We start from the raw sequence: 22,715 nt of genomic DNA, 5'->3' as shown, positions 1-22,715 counted from the left end.
GCCTGCGATGTGACTTCCGCCTGTACTTCCGGCCTAAAGCGGCTCAACCATGCGGAAGGTGTCGCGCAGATAGGTCACGAAAACAGGGCTCACGCCCTCAGCTTCCATATGCGCCACCGAAACCGGCGTCTGCGGCGCCATATAACCGGCGTCAGCCTCCACACGCCTGGGCAGGTCGTGATGCAGGATCCCCGCCCGGCCGATCAGCGCAAAGTCGAGCCCCGCCTCCAGCACATTGCGAATGTCCTCGCCATCTCGGATCTTGCCAGCCCCGCCAAGCCGTGTGCCATGGCGGGGAATATCGGTGAAATGCGCAAGCAGGCTCTTGCCGCGCAAGTTTTCGTCATCGGGCAGCTTTTTATAATCCCAGAGCGAGAGGTCGATATAATCGAGCTTGCCTTCGGCCATCAGCGCGCGCACGAAGTCGACATTCTCCGGCAGGCTGAGGCCGAACCGCTCCGGCGACAGGCGAATACCCAGCTGGAAGTCCGGCCCGCAGGCCGCCCGGATGCCATCAGTGATCTCACGCGTCAGCCGCGTGCGGTTCTCCACGCTGCCGCCATGCTCATCGCCGCGCTGATTGGTATCCGGCGACATGAACTGGGCCAGGATATAGCCATGCGCACCATGGATCTCGGCGCCGTCAAAGCCGGCGGTCTCAGCGCGTTTGGCGGCCGCGATGAAATCGTCGCGAACCTGGGCCACCTCCTCCAATGACAGCGCGCGCGAGCCGGTTTCAGCATGATCCGACGGTCCGACCCGCTCTTTCACGGCCGTCTTGTCTGCCCGGATCCCGGCATGATGAAGCTGTAGCGAGGACACCGACCCAGCCGCCCGGATCGCATCGGCAAGGCGCGTTAGCCCCTCAATATGCCTGTCATCCCAGACACCTAGCTGCCCCGGAAAGCCCTGCCCGCAGGCCTGCACATGGGCCGCCGCCGTCATCACCATGGCAAAGCCGCCCTCGGCCCGCATGGTCAGCCAGCGAAATTCCTCCTCGGACAATGTGCCATCGGCATGGCTTTGCTGATTGGTCAGCGGAGCAAGCGCAAGCCGGCTTTTCCAGGCCGGACCATGCGGAAAGCTAAGTGACGCGAACATGTCATTGGCAGCCAAATCGGGCCTCCTCTTTTGCCTGCCATTCACCCGCAACCAGGCCGCCCGTCCAGCCCTGATCCTGCGTCAGCCTGCCCTCCCCTGCGTATCGTCTGACGCACGCCCCTTGAGATAGCGGCGCAGGAGCAGGGCGCAATTCTCTGCAAACCATGTGTCGCGCTGGTCTTCCGGCTGAAGGTCCGCCTGCTCGTTCAGCCCTGTGATGACAAAGCGGAACAGCTGACCGTCCAGCCGGTCGGTCTCCATATCCCCCGCCATCGCCTTCAGCATGACAGTCGACGACTGGCCGACAAGCGCCATCAGACCGCTGCCGAGCGCTTCGGTGTGGCTCGCACGGCTGGCCGCCAGGATGATTTCATCCATGGCGATTGCGCTATGCCCCTGCGCCTCGGCCCGCCTCAGAATAGCGGGCATGATCTCACGGGTGAATGTGTCGATGGAGAGGTTTGCCGGCAGGTCCGGCACAGAGGCCTTGCGGGCGTGCTCATAAAGCTTCGCGAAAGCACGATGCTGGATCTCGCCCAGCGAGGCGAAATGATGGGTCATGGAGGACAGCGACACGCCCGCCTCTTTCGCGATCAGCCTGTGGGTCAGCGCGCCCGGCCCGCGTTCGCCCGCAAGCTTTGCAGCCGCGTCTATGATGCGCTCCGGCGTCGGCTTCCGCGGCCCTTCGGCAGGCGTGCGGCCGCGCTGCGCCAGTGCCTCTATCTGCTGGCGTGCAGGACTGTCCGCCGCCGAAACCACCCCCTCGCCAAACAGACGCGCGGCAAGACGGTGCGCAAGGTCCATCATCCAGCTATGGGTCAAGAGGGCCTCTCCCGGCGCGGTCAGACCGACACGGATCACCCAGAGCATGCAGGCGCTCATGGCGGGCGCCAGCGCCTCATCGCAACCGGCCCGCGCGAGGATGCTGCGCCAGAAGGCGAGGCCATGCCTGCTCCAGTCGCGGGAGATATCCTGAAGCGCCGGCACACGCGCCGCCTCTGACGCGCAGGCCCAGCGCAGCACCTGCTCGCGCGCGCCTGCCGTCACCGCCGTCATGGCAAGACCCGCCATGAGCCCCGCCAGCCCCCCGGGCGACAAGGCCAGCCCGCCGGTTCGCTCTTCCATGCGCTGCCAGAAAGCCCCGTCACGCACCCGCGCCGCCTCGAACATGCGGCGGACCAGCATCTCGCGCGAGCCGAAGCGATAGGTCACCAGCGAAGGGCTTACGCCCGCGGCCTGCGCCAGACTCCTCAGCGTGAGGCTTGGCAGGCCGCCCTCCATGACCAGGCCGCCCGCCTGCACCAGCAGAATGGCGTCCCGATCCTCGACCTTCTCTCCTGCATCCCGATCTTGGTACATTAGAACAGTATATCCGTGATTTACGCTTTTAACGCGCTCCATAACCTAAGTTTTCGCGCCCGCAACCCACTCTGCTTCGATTCGATCCGTGCACGCACATTCTCGCTTTATGTTTAGGCCAAAGCGACGGTAACGCACGCCGAAGCTGTCACAAATCCGCACCAAAAAATTCACGAAGCTGTTTTGGTACATTTGAACAGAAATTGTTAATGGCGCGGCTCAGTCTTACAGGGGAGCTTAAAGACATGAGCCAGTCATCCATCAAGGCGGCGCTGCTCGTCGGCGCGGCATCCATCGCCGTCTCGCCCGCCTTCGCCGAAGCCGGCGACGCCCAGATTGACGCCGAAGCGCGCCAGGAGGTCATCCTCGTCACCGCCTCACCGATCCGCGACAGCCAGCAGGCCGCCATCGAGGCCAAGCGCAATGCCGACAATGTCGTCGATATTATCGCCGCCGACACGATCGGCCGGTTTCCAGACCAGACGCTCGCCGCCGCGCTGACCCGCGTGCCCGGCCTCGCCGTTGAGGGCGACCAGGGCGAAGCGCGCTTTGTGAACTTCCGCGGCGGGCGCTTCCGCTACACCACCATCTCCTTTGATGGCATTGACGTCCTCGGCGCCGAAAACGGGCGCATCCCCCGCTTCGACTCCATCCCGGCCGTCATCACGAGCTCCGTCGAAGCCAACAAGGCTGTCACCCCAGACCTGCCGGGCGCGCCTATCCTCGGCCATATCAATATCAACACGTTCAGCCCGTTCGAGACCGAGGGCTTCGGCCTTTCGGCTACCGTTGGCGCCGGCACGCGCGACCTCAACGATGCCGAGACGCAGCGCTACGCCCTTCGCGCCTCCTGGTCGAATGACCGGTTCGGCGTCCTCGCCTTCGGCACGCTCGACAAGCGCGACCGCAACGTCGACAACCGCGAATTCGCCCCTGTCGATACCACCGGAAACGGCACGCTCGACAGTCTGGAATCGCTCGACTACCGCCAGTATGGCGGCTACCGCGAGAACAATTCCTACGGCGCCAAGGCCGAGTACCGCCCCGCTGAAGGCCCGCTGGACCGCCTTTTTGCCTCCAGCATCTATTACGGCTTCGCCGATGAGGAAGAACGCAACCAGCTTGTCTTCGACTTTGACCCGGTGCCGCTCAAATCAGCCGGCCGCATCGACGGCATCTCGGTCACCCGCCTGCTCGAACAGGGCCGCTATGAGACTTCCACCTTCACCAACACGATCGGGGCCGATTTCGAGGTCGGCGAATGGCTGGTCGAACCGCGCCTCAATTATACCGAGACCGAAAACTATATGCGCCTGCCGCTCGTGCAGACGATGAATTTCACGCCGATCTCGGCCAATTACGACATTCGCGACCTTGATGATCCGGTACTGACCCCCTTCGCGCTGGGCACCAGCACGCCGGTCGATGTCAACACGCTGTCGCCAAATCTCAGCCTGCTGATCAACATCTTCAACAAGCTGGAAACCGACTCCACCAAGGGCATCATCGATGTCGAGCGTGATTTCGGAAACACCAAATTCGAGGCCGGCCTCAGCTATGACCAGCGCGAGGCCACCGGCAACAATGCGCAGGTCGTAACCGTGGGCCTGCCGGTCAACGTCAATGACTATGCCACCGATACGCTCTGGGACGCTGAGTTCACCAACACGATTGGCGGCGTCTACTACCGCAATGAAGCGCTGCGGGACTCGACCTTTAACGCTCTCCTCGCGGCGGACCCGACCTATTCGCCAATACCTGAATTCACCCCCGAAGACGCCATTGGCATCGAGGAGGACATCCTCGCCGGCTACGCCATGGGCACGACCGAGTTCGGCCGCGCAAATCTGGTCTACGGTGTGCGCGTCGAGCGCACCGACTTCTCGACATCCGGCAATCAGGTGATCGACGGCGTCGCGACCGATATCGACGCCTCCAATGACTACACCAATGTCCTGCCCAGCCTGCACCTCAATGTGGACCTCGCTGAGGACTGGAAACTGCGCCTCTCAGCCACGACCGGGATCAGCCGGCCGACCTATACAGAAGCGCGCGCCTCACAGTCCGTCGATCCGACAAACCGCACGATCAGCGGTGGCAATCCGGACCTTGAGGCAGAGGAATCCCTTGGCTTCGACGCTTCCCTGGAATGGTATTTCGATACCGCCAGCATCCTCTCGGCCGGCGTCTTCCACCGCCGCATCGACAATGTCATCTATCCAGGCGGGGCCACCGTGGACGGATCTGACTTTGCGCCTGGCGTCTTCGCGGCTGGCGAGCAGGTCCCTTACAACACCTTCCTCAACGGCGAGGATGGCCGCCTGACCGGTGTCGAGTTCAACCTCATCTATTCAGCCGCAGACTTCCTGCCCGGTCCGTTCGACGGGTTTGGCGCGTCGGGCAACCTCACCATTCTCGACAGCGAGTTCTTCGCGCCGGAAATCGGGGCGAATGGCATCAACGCCCCTATTCCGGGCACATCGGACCTCATCTACAACGCCTCGGTTTTCTACGAGAAGTACGGCGTGTCGGCCCGCCTTTCCTATCAGTGGCGCGACGCCTGGCTCTCGACCACCGAAAGCGGGCCGAACCTCAACCAGTACTGGGATGAGACCGAACGCCTCGACGCCAAAATCCAATACACCCTGCCCTTCGAATATGGCGGGGCCCGCACAGTCATATTCGCAGAAGCCAACAACCTCACCGACGCGCGCGACCGGCGCTACATCGAAACGGACGCAACCCCCGATCAGGTCGAGGCTTTCGGCCGCGCCTACATGTTCGGCGTCAGCGTCGACTTCTAGAAAAAACCACAGAGAGAGAAAAATAGAATGACTGAGTTCTCAAGAATGTCGCGCTTTCGCCTTGTCGCCCTGTCGGCCACGGCTGCCCTGGCCCTGTCCGTCTCCGCCCAGGAACCCGTTCAGGATCCGGCCGGCGTCACGGTGACCCTCGACAAGGCATCGAAGACCTACACCATCGACTGGCCGGAAGAGATCGGCACCGACCTTTACCTCGAAGTCTCATCCTCGCCGGACACCCCGGCGGGCGAGGGCCAGCGTCTGGTCAAACAGCCCGAAGCCTCCCGCTATGAATGGACGGCCGACACCCTCGACGCCCGCCACTATTTCACCCTCGTCCCGCAATCGGGTGAGCCGGTGCGCACCGCGCTTCGCCTCCTGCCGCTCGAGGGCGGCCGCAACTTCCGTGACCTTGGCGGCTATGAGACCGAAAACGGCCAAACCGTCCGCTGGGGCCATCTCTACCGCTCAGGCGTCATGTCAGAGCTGACGGATGAGGATTACGCCTATCTCTCCGGACTTGGCATTCAGGTAATCTGCGACCTGCGCACCGCAGAGGAACGCGCAGACGAGCCGACAAAGTGGAAAGGCTCCGAGATCGACTACATCACCTTTCCCGATCCATCCTCAGACGACTCCATGGGCCTGATGGCGGTCTTTCAGGATCCCGACGTGACGCCGGAAAAGGTCAGCCAGACCATGGCCGAGGCCTATGCTGGCATCGCCGAAGACCAGACGCCCGCCTATCGGGAGATGTTCGACCGGCTGGCCGAAGGTGAAATCCCGCTCGCCTTCAACTGTTCGGCCGGCAAGGACCGGACCGGCATCGGCGCCGCCCTTCTCCTCACCGCGCTCGGTGTGCCGCGTGAGACGGTCGTTGCCGACTACGCCCTGTCTGAGGTCTATGTGGACTATATGGAAGCCTTTGCCGGGGATGAGGCCGCGGCCAATGAGGACAGCCCCTACGCCTTCCTCGCAAAGCTGCCGCCCGAACTGGTTGCACCACTGATGCGCTCTGACCCGTTCTACATCGAGACCGCGCTTGCCGACATCGAAGAGGAATACGGATCGGTCATGGCCTTCCTGAAGGAAGAGGTCGACGTCACTGACGAAGAACTCGCCTCGATCCGCAGCCAGCTCCTGCAATAGAAGGCCTTGTCTCCCCCCTCACAAGGCAAGGGCCGGGCAGCCATGCCCGGCCCTTTTTTGTTCGTCCTTCAAGCGCACTTAAGCCGGCACCGCCTCCAGCCTCTTCTTTGCCCGCCTGGTCTCGAAGCCGTGATAGCCGCTGGCGGCGATCTGGTCGCAGATGATCCGGTAGACATCGACGCCCGCCACATAGGCCATGAAGGTGCGCGGCTTGCCGGGCACATTGGCGCCGATATACCAGCTGTTTGCCTGCGGGAAGAGCGTTTGCTCCGCCATCGCCTCATTATGCTCGGCCCACTCATCCTCGGCCGCCTCGGTCGGCTCGATGGCCGCAAGTCCCTTCTCGCGCATCCAGGCAATACAGTCGCTGACCCAGTCCACATGCTGCTCGATGGAGACCATCATGTTGGAAAGGACCGACGGGCTGGACGGCCCGGTAATGGTGAAAAGGTTCGGAAAGCCTTCAATGGCCAGCCCCAGATAGGTGTGCGGCCCGTTTGCCCATTTGTCGGCGAGCGCCAGCCCGCTCTTGCCGCGAATGTCCACATTGAGGATCGCCCCGGTCATCGCATCGAAGCCGGTTGCATAGACGATCACGTCATACGCCTCCTCGCCTTCGCTGGTTTCGATCCCTTTCGGCGTGATCCGCTCCATCGGCGTCTTGCGAAGGTCGACAAGCGTCACATTCTCCCGGTTGAAGGTCTCGTAGAAATTGGTGTCGAGACAGGGCCGCTTGGTGCCGAAGGGATAGGAATAGGGCGTCAGCGCCTCGGCAATCTCCGGATCCTCGACCCGCGCCTTGATGCGCTCGCGGATAAAATTCGCCACGCCTTCATTCGCCGTCTCGTCAGACAGCACGTCGGCAAACTTGGTGGTCAGCCCCGTCAGGCCTTCCTTCCAGCCCTGCTCATAACGGCGCTGGCGCTCCTCTTCCGGCACCATGGCCGCAGGCTCCAGATGGCGCTCCGGCTTCGGGATACCCGCGAAATTATACTTCTGCTCCTCGCGGAAGTCGCGGTAACGGTCCTTCATCTCCGAAACCTCGGAATTTGTGAGAGGCCGGTTGCCGGCGGGCAGCGAATAGGCTGGCGTGCGCTGATAGACAGTGAGGTGGCTTGCCTGTTCGGCAATATGCGGGATGGCCTGGATCGCGGAGGAGCCGGTGCCGATCACCGCAACCTTCTTGCCGGTAAAATCGACGCCCTCATGGGGCCATTTGCCGGTGACATAGGTCGCCCCTTCAAAACTCTCCTTGCCCTCGATGTCAGGATCCTTCGGCACGGACAGACAGCCCGTCGCCATGATATAGTACTGGGTGGAGATCGCCTCGCCAGTGTCGGTATAGACCGTCCAGCGCGCGCTATCCTCATCATAGACCGCGCGGGTCACCCGGGTCTGGAAGGTGATGTCCTTCTTCAGATCATAGCGCTCAGCGACATGCTGGGCATAGGACAGGATTTCCGGCTGCGTTGCATAGCGCTCGCTCCAGTTCCACTCCTGCTCCAGTTCCGGGTCGAAGCCATAGGAATACCCCATGCTCTCAATGTCGCAGCGCGCGCCCGGATAGCGGTTCCAGTACCAGGTCCCGCCAACACCGTCGCCAGCCTCGATGACCCGCACCTTGAGGCCCATCTCACGCAGGCGTTTGAGCTGGTACATACCGGCAAAGCCCGCGCCGACGATCACAGCATCAGCCTCTGAAAACCGCGCCAGATGCTGCTCGATCTGGTCGCCGACATATTCAATGGCTTTGGCCTGCGCAGGCAGAAGACCCGGCATGGCGAAGAAATTGTGCATCTGCCGGTCAAACTGTTTGAACGTCACCGGAACGCCGGCCCTGCGCAGCGCCTCGGCATAGTCCTCGCTCTCCTCGCGCAGGATGTCGTACTCCGCCGTGACCACGATGGCCGGTGGCAGGCCGGAGAGGTCTCCGGCGCGCAGCGGCGAGGCATCCACCTTCTTCCGGTCAGCCTCATCCGGGGCATAATGGTCCCAGAACCATTTCATCATCGGCGTATTGAGCAGAAGCTGGTTGTCCATGTCGGCATAGGACGGACGCGTCATGTCGCAATCGGTGACCGGATAGACCAGCATCTGCAGCGCAATCTGCGGCGCCCCGGCGGCCTTGGCCTTCTGACAGACAATGGCGGCCAGATTGCCGCCCGCGCTGTCACCGCCCACCATGATCGGCAAATCCTTGCCGCCCAGCTGGTCCCTGTTGTCCGCCGCCCAGTTCAGCGCATCCCAGGCATCATTCGGCGCGGTCGGATATTTGAACTCCGGCGCCTTGCGATAATCGACAAGCAGCACGGTGCAGGCAGTCCGCTCCGCCAGCTGGCGGCCGACACAGTCATACTGGTCGATATTGGACAGAACCCAGCCGCCGCCATGATAGAAGACCATCACGCCCTTTGGCTTGTCGACGGGGCGGTGGATGCGCGCGCGGATCTTCGCGCCGTCACTGGCCGGAATTTCCACCTCACGGGTCTCAGCCATTTCAGGCCCGTCAGGATAGGCCCCCGCCATGCCCTCGCCGACAAGACGCGCCTCCTCCGGGCTCATCTCATACATGGGCGGCCCCTCCGCCGACGCCAGCTGCGCAAGAAGGGCTGTCGTTGCGATGTCCAGTTTCATGACCGGTCTCTCCCTGTGTGTTTTGCGGTCATGGTCGCGCCTGGAACGCGTTCTGACAATCGCCAACGCAGGGGAAACCTGACGCCTCAATCGCAGGCAGGCGCAGTCCTATTCGGCGGGCACGCCCGCAGGCCTGCGCCCGGACAGGGCACCGAGGAGATTGCCAACAGACCCGGCCAGCAGACCTGCAGCCAGAAGCAGCAGCAGGTTGATGAACACCGCCATGCCATCTGCCGGGAAGAGGCCATGAACGCCCACATGCACGGCGACGACCAGCACGATTGCCACGGCAGAGGCGATGCGAAGCATGCGCGAAAGGGTGAGCGCCGGGACGAAGAAGGCCGGCACAAAGGCGGCTGCACATAACAGAAGGTAGAGCGCCACTTCGGGCACATGGAGCCCCGCAAGCGCCGCCAGCGCGACCCCCGCATAGGCGAGCGGCTGGCCCCAGACTGCACCGGTCCACGCTTTCTCCCAGCCGGGCACCGGCTTGCCCTTGGCCTTGCGCCGCGCAATCCAGATCGCGACCCCGCTGGAGGTGATGACGGTCAGCGCAAATCCCAGCAGCACATAGCTCGCCTTCACAAGGCCCGCCCAGACACCCGCGCCCCACCAGCCAAAATGCAGCGGCCCGAGCGCCCCGATCACCTGATTTCCGAGCGACCCGTCGGAAAAGCCGCGCGAGCCAAGATAGGCCCCTTCCCCGTCGAAGATATACCGGTCCGTCACGGTCAGGTCGTCAGCTGTGGCAAGGTCCACCTGCACCCATTGCCCCTTCGTCCCGACACTGCGGATGCCGAGGCGCGCGACCTTTGCATCCGGATGATCGGCCTTCAGCCCGTCAACCAGCGGAACGATGTCCGGCAGCGCCATGGGCGCGTCATTGGCCTCCACGCGCGGGCCGCCCACAACTTCACCGGCGCGCGCCATGTCGCCATCGAAAGCGGCCATGGCAAGAATACCCAGCACCAGTGTCGACAGGCCGAGGATCGCCCCGGTCAGCGGCACCACGATGTGAAACGGCAGCCCCCAGACACTCAGCCGGTTGTGCAGGTCCGCCTCTTCCAGACGCTTCGTCCCGCCGCGCCTGAAGCGGAAGGCGTCGCGAAAGATGCGCGGATGGGACAGCACACCCGACCAGACCGAAGAGAGCAGCGCCACCCCGATCAGGCCGACCACGAACAGCCCGATCGTCTGCGGCAGGTGCAGATAGAAATGCAGATGCTCCATGAAGTGGCCAAAGCCATCGGCCCGCTCGCCCACAACCGCGCCCGTTTCATCCAGCGCGAAGGTCTTTTCCTCGCCCGTCTCGAAGTCGGCATAGCGGACCGAAAGCGTCGGCGTGCCGTCATGGGGCGTGGTGACGTTTACATAGTCGGTAACTCCCGCCGCCCGCGCCTCGACGATACCGGCCTGAAGCGCGGCGGCCAGGACGGGCGTCTCGACCTCTTCCATGACCGGCGCATTGGGGGTCTCCCAGCGGTCGATCTCATGCGCCATTACCAGAACCGTACCGGAGAGGCAGACCACATAGATCAGCACCGCGAAAGCAAGGCCCAGCGCCGAATGGCCCGCCAGCATGGCGCTGACAAAGCTCGGTTTGACTTTCGGCCAGATCGTTTGCGCCATCTTCCGCCCCTCTAGACCAGGAAGGCCACAGCATAGGACACGCCCGACACGATCAAAAGCGCCGCCAGCGCGCGCAATATCCTGTCATCGGCCAGTGTCCACGCCATACCGCCCGCCCACAGCAACGGCACGGTCAGCCCGCCAATCGCAATTGCGTCGACATCGCTCAGCGGCAGCTGCTTGGCGAGCGCCACGCCGACCAGGATCGCCGCCGCGCCCGAGAGCGGACCCGCCAGGATCACCCGCAAAGCCCCGCGCCACCAGCGGCGCCTGCGGTCGGACGGGTCGATCACCGCCTCGCGCTCGCGGCCCTCCTTGCGGGGGCGCACCTCGCGATTGGCAAGCACAAAGCCGAGCGCCGCCACACAGAACATGGCGATGGCAAACGGTATGCCCGTCTCTCCGCCAATCGCCGCGGCAAAGGCCAGCAGGGCGCCGCCGAGCAACAGCCAGCCCCCGGCGATGAGCCAGGGCCGCCGCGCCGCCGGCCCCGCCCATGCCAGCCGCAGGCTGCCAATCCCGGCGAGCAGAGTGCCTATTCCTGTGGCCGTCGCGAGCATCGCTTCCCCTTCCGCTCCTAGAAGTCTGCGTCGAGGCGCAGGCTCACCACCCGCGGATCGCCAAGCCGGGCAAAACCCGTTGTCGGCTCACGATTGAGGAAGGTGTAGTAGTCCTCGTCGAATATATTCCGGCCGATCAGCGACAGGCGCAGATTTTCATTGAAGGCATAACCGATCCGCGCATTCACCAGGGTGCGCGAACGCACCTTGTTCTTTTCGAGGTTGTCGGTGTCGGAATAGCTCGCGGCCTGATAGTTCACATCCACGCCCGCAAAGAGACCATTGGCGGCTTCGTAGTCGAAACCGGCATTTGCAGTCCATTCTGGTGCCATCGGGAAAGTGTTGCCGGCAAGATTTTCACCCGGATTGTTGGGGTCGGGGAAATCCTCGAATTCCGTATGGGCATAGCCGAGGCCACCATAGATCTCGATCTCGGGTGTCACGACATAGGAAAGATCGCTCTCAAGCCCGTAGATTGTGGATTCACCGGCATTTGCTGTTGTGAAGAAGTTCGGGAAGTTCGGCACCTGCACCGACACCTGCTGGTCAGTCCAGTCGGCATAATAGACGTTGGTATTCCAGGTCAGCCGACCATCCATCAGCTGCTGGCGCGAGGACGCCTCATAGTTCCAGAGATATTCCGGCTCATAGTAATTGATTGTCCCGTCAAGCTGGGAGATTTCCGACCCACCGGCGCGGTAGGCCTTCTGGATTACAAAGGCATAGGTCGAATTGTCATTGGGCTCGAACCGTATCCCCGCCTTGGGCAGGAACGCGTCATATTCGGTCTCGCTCTGCTCCTCTCTCACGCCAATCTGCGACTCCAGAAGAGCCAGGATGCTGGGCGGCAGCGGGGGCAATTGACCTACAATCTGGGTATCGGCCACGGCTTCATTGGTCTGGGTTTCATTGTCGTAGCGCACACCGAACAGAAGGTCGAGCTTGGGCGAAAGCGCATATTCGCCATCAAGGAAAACCGCATAGTTCTCCACCGCGAACTCAATAAAACTGTCGCGCGCCACCAGATTATCCACCGGCAGCTGCGGATAGACAAAGGTCAGCGGCAGGCTGAAACTGTCGGTATAGTCGGTCGAGGCATCTGCATAATACGCGCCCACAACACCACTCAGCCGGTCCCCGAAATATTTCAGGCGCAGCTCCTGAGAGATGGCTTCGTCCTCACCAAACCGCTCGAGCGAGGAGGTCGGCACGATTGTCTTGTCGTAGTCTTCGATGCGCGTGTAGTCGGTCGTCTGATACGCGGTGATCGACTGGACCTCCCAGTTTTCATTGATCGACCAGGTCGCATTCACTGACTGCAGGAAGGTCTCCGTGCCTTCTTCGCCGCGCACATCGTATTGCGCCTCGCGGGTGAAGCCGTTGGTCGGGTCGATCCCATCCTCGCCGGCTGAATTGTCAGTATAGGACGTGGTCGAAAGCACCCGGATGTCCTGCGTCGGCTCCCAGAGCAGCTTGAACCGCCCACTGGTGAGCTCACTCGAATCCGCGTCTTCGTTCAGGAAGGTATTATCGATGAAGCCATCGCTGCCGCGCTGCTGGGCGGCGACGCGCCAGGCCAGCTTGTCTTCGATGATCGCCCCGCCTGCGGCTGCGGCAAGCTGATAGGTGTCGTATTCGCCCGCCTCCATACGCAGGCGGAAATCGCTCTCATAGGTCGGGTCCTGCGTGCGCACATAGATCGCGCCTGCCAGCGAGTTGCGCCCGAAATTGGTCGATTGCGGCCCGCGGAACACCTCCACCTGGCCAAGATCCCACGCGTCAAGCGGCCCGAAGAACGTCGTATAGTTGCCCAGGGAAGCGTCATCGACATAGACCGTCAACAACTGGCTTATACTGGACCCTCCAGTCCCACGCTGGTCGATCCCGCGAATGGCAAAGCCGAGATCGCCATAGGATGTCGTGACATTGGGGATACGCTCGACAATGTCATAGAGGTCAGTGACCGGCTCGCGCGCGATTTCAAGACCGGTGACAACCTCGACACTCGCCGCAACATCCTGCAGCGCGGTGTCGATCTTCTGACCGGTGACGATAACCGTATCCTGACGGGCCTCATCATCTGCCGCCCCCTCAGGGGTTTGCGCCTGGGCACCTGCCGCCAGCGCCAACAGGCTTGCCGATGCGATCAATACGGTTTTCTTCATGGTCTTCCGGGCCCCTCGCCCACGCAATTGCAACTTAGTCGCATGCGCATAGGGTCAAGCCGGATCGGATGTAAAGGGCGCGGATGAGAATTATTTGCACTTTAGCGCCTATGGCGCAAATTCGCCGCACCGCGTTGCCCGCCAAACACACCGACGTGTACGCCCGCCCATCAGCGCGGCTGACGCCAGCGCCCGGAACTTATCCCCGCCAGCCCTGTTTTCTCTCAGACCACCACCCAAGGATCCCCGACATGATCAAGCTTGCTTTCGTCTTTCTCATCATCGCGCTGATCGCTGGCCTTCTGGGCCTGACCGGCATTGCCGGCGTCGCGGTCGATATCGCGATGTTCCTCTTCATCGCCGCGCTGGTGATCTTCGCGGTCCTGCTCATTCTCGGGCTGACCGTGTTCAAGAAAGTCACCTGACGCGCGCAATTATAGCGCGCCGCGCCCCTAGACCCGGTCTGCGCCCCAGCTTTCAACGATCATCTGACGGATACGCCCTGTTTCTGCGGCGCTCACTTCCGGGTGGCTCTCCACCGGGTGCGGCTGAGAATGGAAGATGTAGAGACGTGAGGCAAGATCGGCGAAGGGCAGCGAGGATTCGCCATAGAATTCGCCATTCCCGGACGTCGAGACATGGACGCCATTGCCCCAGTCCTGTCCGCCATCATTATTGGGATTGAAGAAATAGAACCGCATCTCACCCGAAGGGTCCGGCGCCACCCGTAGCAACGCAATCGCGTGCCAGCCGACAAACCGCGCTGAACTGTCCGTCACCGCGATCCCTGCCGGGCTCGGATGGATCAGGGGCTGGTCGCCATTATAGGCGGGATGGAAAGTGGCATGGATCCGCGAAATGAATCCGTCGATATCGACCAGCTTGCCGGTCGGGACATCGACGGCGATGTTGAAGCGGCGCGGCACCCACCATCCATGCATCTCCGGATTGATCCACTCATGCGGGTCCCCGCCCCGGTCCGCGCAAAGCCGTCCCATCTCCAGATACAGGCGGTCGAGATGCGGCACGAGCACGGCCGACACGGGGTCCACCTCCACAAGCCGGCCCTTGGCAAGGCCGCCCGAAAGCGCATTGGAAGACAGAAGCGTCCCCTCAAAATTCATCTGCAGGTCATCCAGGCTGGCCGCCGACGCGATCAGCTGCAGCAGATAGTCCGGATCGGTATAGGACCACATGGCAATCGCACGCGCGGCCTGACAGGTCGGATTATTGCCCTGCCCCACGCCCAGCGGCTGTCCGAGGACGCTGACAACGCCGGCAAGGAGAGAGGCTTCCGGGTCGCTCGCCCCGAATTCTGTGCTCAGCCGGTCGCGCACGCTTGCGGAGAGAGGCAGGCGGATCTGGCGCCAGAGGGCCGGCGGCATGGCGCTCAGGTGAAGAATCCCCCGCTCAAGAAGAAGCGAGAGGCCATAAATCGCCTGCGCCGTCTCGACCGTAATGGCCCGGTCTATCAGGGCGTCCACCAGTTCGGCATAGGTCGAATAGCTGTCACGGCCCGTGGCGGTCAGCCCCAGACAGTCGGGGATGAGATCGCGCCGCGTCTCCCGCAGATAGCGCAGCAGGACCGCATGATAGGCAGAGACGAGCCCGGTATCGTGCATGGCCCGGGCCATCCCGGCAGCCTCCTGCGACAGAGCCATATTGTCGAGGGCGGTCAGCCGCTCGCCATAGACCTCAATACCGGGGTCCTCACGGCAGGCCGCTGTCGGATTGAACAAGGCACTTGTCAGGCGGTCAGCGCCCCATCCGGAAGGAGAGCTGTCGCTTGCCCCGTCCTGCGTCCAGACCGATAGCTGGCCAATCATCGTCCTGACGCGGTCGATCTGGATCGGCCGCTGCGTCAGGATACGCCAGATTTCATCGATGACGGCGTCGAAGACGCGGGTATAGCCGACCTCTTCGCCAATGCGCTTGAAAAGCTCCCCCAGCGCCGCGCCCCATTCGGGATCCTGTGCCCGCGCAGCCTCGCTGGAGGCGCCGAAAAGCCGCTCCAGATTCAGCCCCAGCACCTGCGCAAGAAAGCGGTGCGCCTGCTCGCCTGACACGCCGGGATTCACCCTGTCGCCGCGCGCGATGGCAAGAAAGCGCAGCTCGCTCAGCGTTTCCACCGTCAGCGAGCGAGGGTCGTTAGACTCCAGGGTCTGACGCACCAGAACAGGCTTCAGACGAGCCGGCTCATCCCAGTCGGTGCCGCGGAAAATACCGGCGTCCACCATGGCGCCAATACGCGTCGCGCACGCGCCAACCCCGCCCGGCGCGCGCAGGACACGCGCAGCCTGATCCAGGGCCGGCCCCTGCTGGGTCAGCTTGAACTTGTCGCTTGTTTTCGCCAGGCGCTCGATCGCGGAATCGAGCCGCTTCAGCAGAACAGGATCCACTGAAGCGCTGCCCTCGGCTTCGCTCAATTTGCTCAACTCAATTGTGCCCTTCGAGTCACTTGCTTTAAAAAGCTAGCCGACCGGTTCCGGCCTGACCAGCACCGGCAAGCGGCATCAGACGTAGAAATCGACGTCTTCCTGTGCCTTCAGAAGATCGCGCATCTCGATGGCGTCCTCGCCATGGAAATAGACCAGCCCCCAATGCGTGCCGAACGCAGAGCGTTTGGCGACCTTGTTTTCCATCGGCTCGCCAAGCTCATGCCAGTCGAAATAGGGATGGTCCTCGGTCTCTTTCGGGATTTCGAGGCGGGAAACGACCTGGTTTCGCGGATAGACGCCAAAACAGCCTGCATAGCCATTGGCATCCTCGACGGGCTTGGGAAAGAAGGCCTCGATTTCCTCTTCGGTGGTCTTGGGGTCGAACATCATGACCATGCCCTGATAGGCATTGAAGCCATAGACGCGCTCCAGAAGCTCGAACACCTTGAAGCCCGGCGGGCGATAGGCGACCTCGCCGAAATACATGACATCGTCCGGCCCGATGAAATATTCCGGGTGGATGAAGCCGAACTTGATATCGAACGTCTTGATCAGCTTCTCGATCTCGGCCTCGACCTTGGCCCGCATCGCTTCGAGCTCGGGGCTGGCCGGCACGAAGACCGAATAGCCAAGCCGGACATATTCGGAGATATTGAGAAAGCGGATCTTGCCGTCATGGATCCAGGCCTCGGCGGCGTATTCCCAGCCGTCCAGATGGCTTTCCATCAGGACCGGGAAATCGCTGTCCGGGATTTCGCCCACATCCTCGACCGTCCGCACGACGCGGTGACCCATACAGCCCGCCAGGTCGAAGGCCTTGATGTGGATCGGATCATTGTCATCGCCTTCCTGCTTCAGAAGGGTCTGGTTCACACGTTTCAGGAAGCGTTCGACATCGCCGCGGTCATGGGCTTCCTCGAAAATGCCGACCCGGATACCGCCCAGCTGCGCGCGGCGCTTCATCAGCGACTTGTCGCGAAACAGCATGGACTGGGCCAGCAGGCGCGGATTGTCGAGCAGCACCGCATTGACGGCACCCGCCCATTCCACCGTCTCCTCATAGAGCGGCACGGCGACATCGACACCTTCATCCTTCAGCATCTGCGCGATCTCGAAGGAATTCTCGTTCAGCCGCTCGAAATTCCACGACATGAAGGGGATATCGTGCTTGTCGGCATAGTCCTTGGCCCAGCTCGGCGCGACGACGATATACCGCCGGTCGAACTTCTCCATCGCGTCGATTGCGTTGAGGCTCCAGCCAAGGAGCGCGATATAGCCTTTGTCGGGATTGTAGTCAGTCATTGGACCTCCATCGGGTCATGTGTCGGTTTGGTCGCGCAGCAGGGCGCGCGCGTGGGTTGGCAGGTGTCTCACCCGCACTCAATTGGTGCTCAGTTTTGCAGAAGAACGGCTGGGAAGCCGTGCACGGGAGGGGTGAGCGTCTGCGAAAGCATACACTGTATAAAGTTAGGGGGCAGACGCCTTAAGTCAAACCTGTCTCTGGCTTGAGCGCACCCAGCACCCCCTGCAGGAAGCCCGTCAGGTCATCGGTGAGGTAATCGACATGCGGATGGTCCGCATCCGCCGCGCTTGCCGGGCGCGCCTCGATGGGCTCATGGCTCCAGTCCTTGGCCGAATGGACCAGAACCGTCGCAAACCCCATCGCATGCGCGGGCGCGAGGTTGCGTTCCAGATCCTCAAAGAAGACCGCGCGGCCCGGATCGACATCATGATGGCGGCAGAAGGCGTCATAGGCCGCCTGCGTCGGCTTCGGCGTATAGTCGCTGTCCTCGATCCCGAAGAGGCCGTCAAAGCTCGCGCCCAGCTTCATATACTCGGTCACCCGCTCGGCATGCTGGCGCGACCCGTTCGTATAGACCAGCTTCCGGCCCGGCAGCGCCCCAATCGCCTCGCAGAGGTCCGGCAGGTGCGGCAGCGGCGAGAGGTCGATCTCATGCACATGCGCCAGGAAGTCCTCCGGCGCCATGCCGTGCATCGTCATCATGCCCTTCAGCGTCGTGCCATGTTCGGCATAATAGCGCTTCTGCAGCGCCCGCGCCTCGGCCCGCTCCATCCGCAGGAAGCGCGCGACGAAATCAGTCATCCGCTGGTCGATCTCGGCGAAGAGGTCGCATTCTGCCGGATAGAGCGTATTGTCGAGATCGAAGACCCAGACATCGCGCCCGGCCAGCGCCTCAAACCCGTCCGTCCCAGCCATCAGCGCTCCCCCTCATCGAAATCGCGCTCGAAGAACTCATAGGTGAGCTTCCCGCCAGCCGCCGGCGCCGTGCCCTTGAAATTCACCGTGCGATAGGCCGATGCCTCGCAATCGGTCCGCCCCGCAATCGCAAACCGCCCGCGCGCGACACAGAACGCGTCGCTCGCCCCCTTCAGGTGGCGCAGGCCGCCCTCATCGCCCTCCATCTCGGCAAAGACGAAATGCGGCGTCGCCAGCAGCGCGTCATCGATGGCCCGCGCGCAGCCGCCGCTTTCCAGCTGCCACCAGCCGCGGCTCTCCCAGCCTTCGCCCTTGCGCCGCGCAATCGCCGCCCAGATCCGCTCATGCGTCCGGTTGCAGAGGGTCAGGCCCACCTCGCGGCCCTTCTCGCGCGCAATCTGTTCCAGAAGGTCGATGAGGTCGGCATCGCTCGTCTCGGCAGAGAGGTCATTCTCCGCCAGGAACTCGCCAATCGCCGCGCGCGTGCGCCGGCCAATATAGCCATCGATATTGCCCTCATAGACCTCCGCCTCATTCAGCAGCCGCTGCACCCCCGCCGCCGTCGCCTTTTCAAGGTCATATTCGTCCAGTTCGGTGAAGCTCGTCGTCCAGCCGCCCGCCGCCTCGATCAGCACGGGGCGGAACTTGCGCGCCGCCAGCCCCATGGAGGAACAGTCCGCCGGGCTCTCGACCGAGAAGCTCCCCGTCGTGTCGACGCAATAGGCGCTCTCCCCGCCCCACACCTTGCGCCCGCCGCGATGGGCAGACGAAGAGCGCGCGAAGAGATAATGCACCCCCGGCTCCAGCGGGCCCTCCAGCGCCACCGCGCACCCGCCCGGCCGCAGCCGCGTCCACCCCTCGACCGTGACGCCCTGGCCTTCATAATGGCCCGTCGCCGCCTCGATCACATAGCTTGTCTGATTACACAGCTGCCAGCCGCCGGGGCTTTCCGGCAAATCCGCAGACGCCTCCTGCGCCCCCGCCCCGCCAGCGGCCCCGAAAGCCAGCAGGGGTGCCAGCAGACCCGCAACCGCCAGCGCCCTAAAGGACAATCGTCCCGGCCCCGTGTTCGGTGAAAAGCTCCATGAGAAGCGCATGTTTCGCACGTCCGTCCAGAATGACCGCCCCGCCGACGCCATTCTTCACAGCCGACGCGGCCGTTTCAAGCTTGGGGATCATCCCGCCGGACGCGACCCCGTCGCGCACCAGCATCGGCACATCATCGGCCTTCAGCTCGCGGATCAGCTCCTTGTTCCCGTCCAGCACACCGGCCACATCGGTCAGCAGCAACAACCGGCTCGCCCCCAGCGCGGAGGCAATCGCGCCCGCCGCGGTATCGGCATTGACATTATAGCGCTTGCCCGACGCATCGACGCCCACAGGCGCGATCACCGGGATGAAGTCATGGTCGTAATTGGTCAGCAGTTTCAGCACCGCCACATCGACGGCTTCCGGCTCGCCCACAAAGCCAAGGTCGATCACCTGCTCGACATGGCTGTCAGGGTCGCGCGCCGTGCGCGTTGCCCGGCGCACCCGCATCATGTCGGCGTCAGAGCCCGATAGCCCCACCGCCTTGCCGCCCGCCTTGTTGATCGCCCGCACGATGGATTTGTTGATCGGGCCCGACAGGACCATCTCGACCACTTCCATCGTCGCATCATCGGTCACCCGCAGCCCGTCGCGAAACTCCGACTTGATGGACAGCCGGTCCAGAAGGCTCGCAATCTGCGGCCCCCCGCCATGCACGATGACCGGGTTCACCCCCAGATGCTTCAGCAGCACCACATCGCGCGCAAACGCCTCCGACAGCGCCTCATCCACCATGGCATGCCCGCCATATTTGATGACCACGGTCTGACGGTCATAGCGCTGGATATAGGGCAGCGCCTCAGACAGGGTTTCAGCGGTAAATTGCGCGGGAATTTGTGGGGTATCGCTCATGGCGCCGCGTTTAGCGGGTTTTGGGAGGCGGGGGAAGGTCAATCTGATGTTAACAAAACCGCATGATCGAGGAGAATCAGTCAATAATCCACGGTTTGCGCAGGAGCGAATTTTGGTAGAGGATAAGCCTTCTATAGTTGATTTATTCTCAGGCTGCGGCGGCTTCGGCTTGGGTGCGGAATGGGCAGGTTTTGAGACTATTGTAGCGGTCGACAAAGATCCCGATCTTCAGTCTTCTTATAGCCTAAACTTTCCAAGGGCGCGCGCTGTCGTTTCGGATGTGAATGAACTTGATGATGCTTTCTGGAGAAAAATACTCCGTGGCAAGCGACCAGCAGGGGTCATTGGCGGGCCTCCTTGCCAAGGCTTCAGCACAATCGGGAAGAGAGCGCCTGACGATATTAGAAACACTTTGCTGGCGAGCTTTTTCAAGCAGGTATCGATTATTCAGCCAGACTTCTTTGTAATGGAGAATGTCGCAGGGATCTTAGACCCGAAATTTTCCGAAATGTTGCAAAGCAGTATGTCTTCGATCATCGATGACTATCGTATCTTGCAACCGATAACCATTTCTGCTGAAAAATTTGGGGCGCCTACAAAGCGAAAAAGAGTTCTAGTAATTGGCGCTCGCAACGATTCCGCCATCGACCTCAAGCCATCCGACTTCGTCCCCAAACAAACGTCACTCGTCACCATCGCGGATGCAATCAGCGACCTCCCTTCTCCTTCGAAGCAATCTCAGAGAGGTCAGTTCGACTGGGGAGAGTACACGTGCGCGGTTGAGGAAGCTTCCACGTATGCGCAACTCATGCGTCAAGCACCTAATGAGCATCTAGGGTGGAAAGAAGCTGTCGCTAAATTGCTCAACAACCAAACGTCGGGAAATTTAGCAACGGAACATTCGCCCGCTGTTGTGGATCGGTTTCGTAATACACCGCCAGGCAAAACTGAAAGTGTCAGCCGATACCCGCGACTAAGCTCAAATGGGCAATGTCCAACTCTTCGCGCAGGTACGGGCGCAGACCGCGGCAGCTATCAGTCTATGCGTCCTCTACATCCCGTTGAACCTCGGGTAATATCGGTCAGAGAAGCAGCCCGTTTGCAAAGCTTTCCTGACTGGTTTGTCTTTCACCCAACAAAATGGCACAGCTTTAGAATGATAGGAAATAGCGTTCCACCGCTGGTATCGAAGTCAATTCTATCTAAAATCAAAACCCGAATCGAAAGCAAGCAGCTACATCATAGGGTGTTAGCGGCTGAGTGAGAGCCAGTGGTCAAGAAACAACTCCGCGTAGATACGTCGCCCGACAAGCAGTTTCTTATTGACACCTTCTCCCGCGATGCGTCCGCCATTGATTGCATTTTTGACTTATTAGATAACTCAATTGATGCTGGCAGCGCGCATCTGAGAACTTTAGGCGCAAAGCCAGATCTAGAAGGCCTTCTCAAAACTTATGACCCGATAGAGATTAAGCTATTTGTATCGGCTCGTGGAGTGAAGATAGTCGATAATTCCGGGGGAATGTCGTCGGCAGACCTAGAAAACTCCATCTTGAAGTTTGGTCATCGTTCAGCGCAGCCTTTCTCAATTGGGATGTACGGCGTCGGTCTAAACAGGGCGATCTTCAAACTTGGCGAGCACACTACGATCAGCACCCACACAGGGAAGGAACGCTCTCACGTCTCTCTCGATATGACTAGTTATCGATCAGACGATGATGAATGGCTTATTGAGGGAGAAACTGAAACCTCTAAGGCCCAAGCCGGCACCACAATTGAGATCACCAGTCCGCCCGCACCCATAATTCGACATCTTTCGGATACGAGCTTTGTTGATCGCTTATCCACTGAGGCCTCTATTAGGTATTGCAGGTTTTTAGAACGCGGCCTCACGCTGAACATCAATAAGAACAGCATTCAGCCAAGGAGTGTCGTCGTTAGGGAGAATGGCCTATTCAAGCCGCTCACGAAAAATTTTCAAACGCCATCGGGCGTAAGAGTCTCAATTGTTGCAGGACAGCACGAAGAGCATCGTTTCAAGCGAGAGCCAGACTACGACTTAGCTACAAACACGGCCCTGGGTAGTGAATATGGCTGGTCTGTATCCTGTAATGGTCGGGTTGTGGTGCGGGCTGACAGAAGCCCCAAGACCGGATGGGACCAGAATTGGCATAACGAATTTAATGGTTTTGTAGGTTCAGTTTCGTTCTCGGCAGAGAATGGGGAACTACTACCTTGGAACTCACCTAAAAATGATGTCGTCGTCTCTGATGACACCTATCAGCAAGTTCTTGAAGATATGAGGAATTTCACGCGAACTTGGCGACGCTTTATTTCTTCAATGAAGCGGCAGCCTAAAAGTTCTCCCATTCACCCGCCTCCAGCCAAACCAAAAGTTCCGAAGCCACAAGCCCCAAAAGCTAAGCAACATCCGTCTCAAAAACCGATCACAAAGCCCATCGGCTATCGAAGCGTTTTACCTAAGGACATCAACGAAGTTCACTGCACGGATAAGTTTTTAGATTTAGTTCATGAGGCTAAAGCCCACGATATCTATGACTCGCGATATTCGGGGCTAGCGCTAATTCGAATGATATTTGAGATAGGCGCTGCGTGCTTTCTGATAAGACATGGAAAATTTAAGGAAATGCGGAATTTTTGCATATCGAATGAAGAGGCACGCACCGGAAAAACCTTGAGCAAACAACAGAAAGATGACC

16 protein-coding genes are annotated in these 22,715 nt (G+C 61.1%); 5 read left to right on the top strand and 11 right to left on the bottom strand.

All coding sequences use genetic code 11. The features are described 5' to 3' along the window. Nucleotides 1–33 precede the first annotated feature (33 nt). Nucleotides 34–1,101, bottom strand: coding sequence for an NADH:flavin oxidoreductase (locus ABNU55_RS09810; RefSeq protein WP_290754273.1), 1,068 nt, complete (start codon nt 1,099–1,101; stop codon nt 34–36). Nucleotides 1,102–1,182: 81 nt separating this feature from the next. Further along, complete coding sequence (locus ABNU55_RS09805; protein WP_290754271.1) at nt 1,183–2,460, bottom strand: TetR family transcriptional regulator; 1,278 nt, start codon at nt 2,458–2,460, stop codon at nt 1,183–1,185. 245 nt (nt 2,461–2,705) lie between these two features. Between ABNU55_RS09805 and ABNU55_RS09800 the strand changes: the two genes are divergently transcribed. After that, complete coding sequence (locus ABNU55_RS09800) at nt 2,706–5,264, top strand: TonB-dependent receptor (RefSeq protein ID WP_290760492.1); 2,559 nt, start codon at nt 2,706–2,708, stop codon at nt 5,262–5,264. Between the two features lie 27 nt (nt 5,265–5,291). Then, on the top strand, nt 5,292–6,410 hold the full coding sequence (locus tag ABNU55_RS09795) for a tyrosine-protein phosphatase (protein WP_290760494.1): 1,119 nt from the start codon (nt 5,292–5,294) through the stop codon (nt 6,408–6,410). Between the two features lie 78 nt (nt 6,411–6,488). Here ABNU55_RS09795 and ABNU55_RS09790 read toward each other — a convergent pair whose 3' ends face one another. The 4 genes from ABNU55_RS09790 to ABNU55_RS09775 all read right to left on the bottom strand — a co-directional run bounded on the left by ABNU55_RS09790 (nt 6,489) and on the right by ABNU55_RS09775 (nt 13,398). Beyond that, nucleotides 6,489–9,044: an alpha/beta hydrolase fold domain-containing protein gene (locus ABNU55_RS09790; RefSeq protein WP_290754671.1), complete on the bottom strand. Its 2,556-nt coding sequence runs from the start codon at nt 9,042–9,044 to the stop codon at nt 6,489–6,491. 108 nt (nt 9,045–9,152) lie between these two features. Next, complete coding sequence (locus tag ABNU55_RS09785; protein WP_290754669.1) at nt 9,153–10,673, bottom strand: PepSY-associated TM helix domain-containing protein; 1,521 nt, start codon at nt 10,671–10,673, stop codon at nt 9,153–9,155. An 11-nt stretch (nt 10,674–10,684) separates the two neighbouring features. Beyond that, nucleotides 10,685–11,233, bottom strand: coding sequence for a hypothetical protein (locus ABNU55_RS09780; protein ID WP_290754667.1), 549 nt, complete (start codon nt 11,231–11,233; stop codon nt 10,685–10,687). Between the two features lie 17 nt (nt 11,234–11,250). Then, a complete protein-coding gene (locus tag ABNU55_RS09775) occupies nt 11,251–13,398 on the bottom strand; it encodes a TonB-dependent receptor (RefSeq protein WP_290754665.1) in 2,148 nt (715 codons plus the stop codon). Between the two features lie 251 nt (nt 13,399–13,649). On the opposite strand from ABNU55_RS09775, the gene ABNU55_RS09770 reads away from it, so the two are divergent. After that, nucleotides 13,650–13,823 carry a DUF1328 domain-containing protein gene (locus tag ABNU55_RS09770; protein ID WP_018148113.1) on the top strand — a complete coding sequence of 58 codons (174 nt, stop codon included), beginning with the start codon at nt 13,650–13,652 and terminating at the stop codon, nt 13,821–13,823. A gap of 27 nt (nt 13,824–13,850) precedes the next feature. On the opposite strand, the gene ABNU55_RS09765 is transcribed toward ABNU55_RS09770, so the two are convergent. The 5 genes from ABNU55_RS09765 to argB form a co-directional block, all read right to left on the bottom strand. Continuing rightward, nucleotides 13,851–15,797: a hypothetical protein gene (locus tag ABNU55_RS09765; protein ID WP_290760507.1), complete on the bottom strand. Its 1,947-nt coding sequence runs from the start codon at nt 15,795–15,797 to the stop codon at nt 13,851–13,853. Nucleotides 15,798–15,911: 114 nt separating this feature from the next. Continuing rightward, nucleotides 15,912–17,138: a carboxylate--amine ligase gene (locus tag ABNU55_RS09760; RefSeq protein ID WP_290755224.1), complete on the bottom strand. Its 1,227-nt coding sequence runs from the start codon at nt 17,136–17,138 to the stop codon at nt 15,912–15,914. A 181-nt stretch (nt 17,139–17,319) separates the two neighbouring features. Further along, on the bottom strand, nt 17,320–18,054 hold the full coding sequence (locus ABNU55_RS09755) for a pyrimidine 5'-nucleotidase (RefSeq protein WP_290755221.1): 735 nt from the start codon (nt 18,052–18,054) through the stop codon (nt 17,320–17,322). Then, a complete protein-coding gene (locus tag ABNU55_RS09750) occupies nt 18,054–19,106 on the bottom strand; it encodes a DUF1036 domain-containing protein (RefSeq protein ID WP_290760509.1) in 1,053 nt (350 codons plus the stop codon). Before ABNU55_RS09750 ends, ABNU55_RS09755 begins: the two co-directional genes overlap by 1 nt. Then, on the bottom strand, nt 19,096–19,995 hold the full coding sequence (argB, locus tag ABNU55_RS09745; RefSeq protein WP_290760513.1) for an acetylglutamate kinase: 900 nt from the start codon (nt 19,993–19,995) through the stop codon (nt 19,096–19,098). Before argB ends, ABNU55_RS09750 begins: the two co-directional genes overlap by 11 nt. A 46-nt stretch (nt 19,996–20,041) precedes the next feature. On the opposite strand from argB, the gene ABNU55_RS09740 reads away from it, so the two are divergent. Both ABNU55_RS09740 and ABNU55_RS09735 read left to right on the top strand, forming a co-directional pair. After that, nucleotides 20,042–21,259, top strand: coding sequence for a DNA cytosine methyltransferase (locus ABNU55_RS09740; protein WP_290760516.1), 1,218 nt, complete (start codon nt 20,042–20,044; stop codon nt 21,257–21,259). A gap of 6 nt (nt 21,260–21,265) precedes the next feature. Further along, nucleotides 21,266–22,715 (top strand): ATP-binding protein (locus tag ABNU55_RS09735; RefSeq protein ID WP_348764339.1); only part of this gene is annotated, 1,450 nt, incomplete at its 3' end.

This window comes from uncultured Henriciella sp. (assembly GCF_964005855.1).
Lineage (GTDB): Bacteria > Pseudomonadota > Alphaproteobacteria > Caulobacterales > Hyphomonadaceae > Henriciella.
The sequence above is the reverse complement of the archived record's forward strand: the minus strand, read 5'-3'. Positions and strand labels throughout refer to the sequence as shown.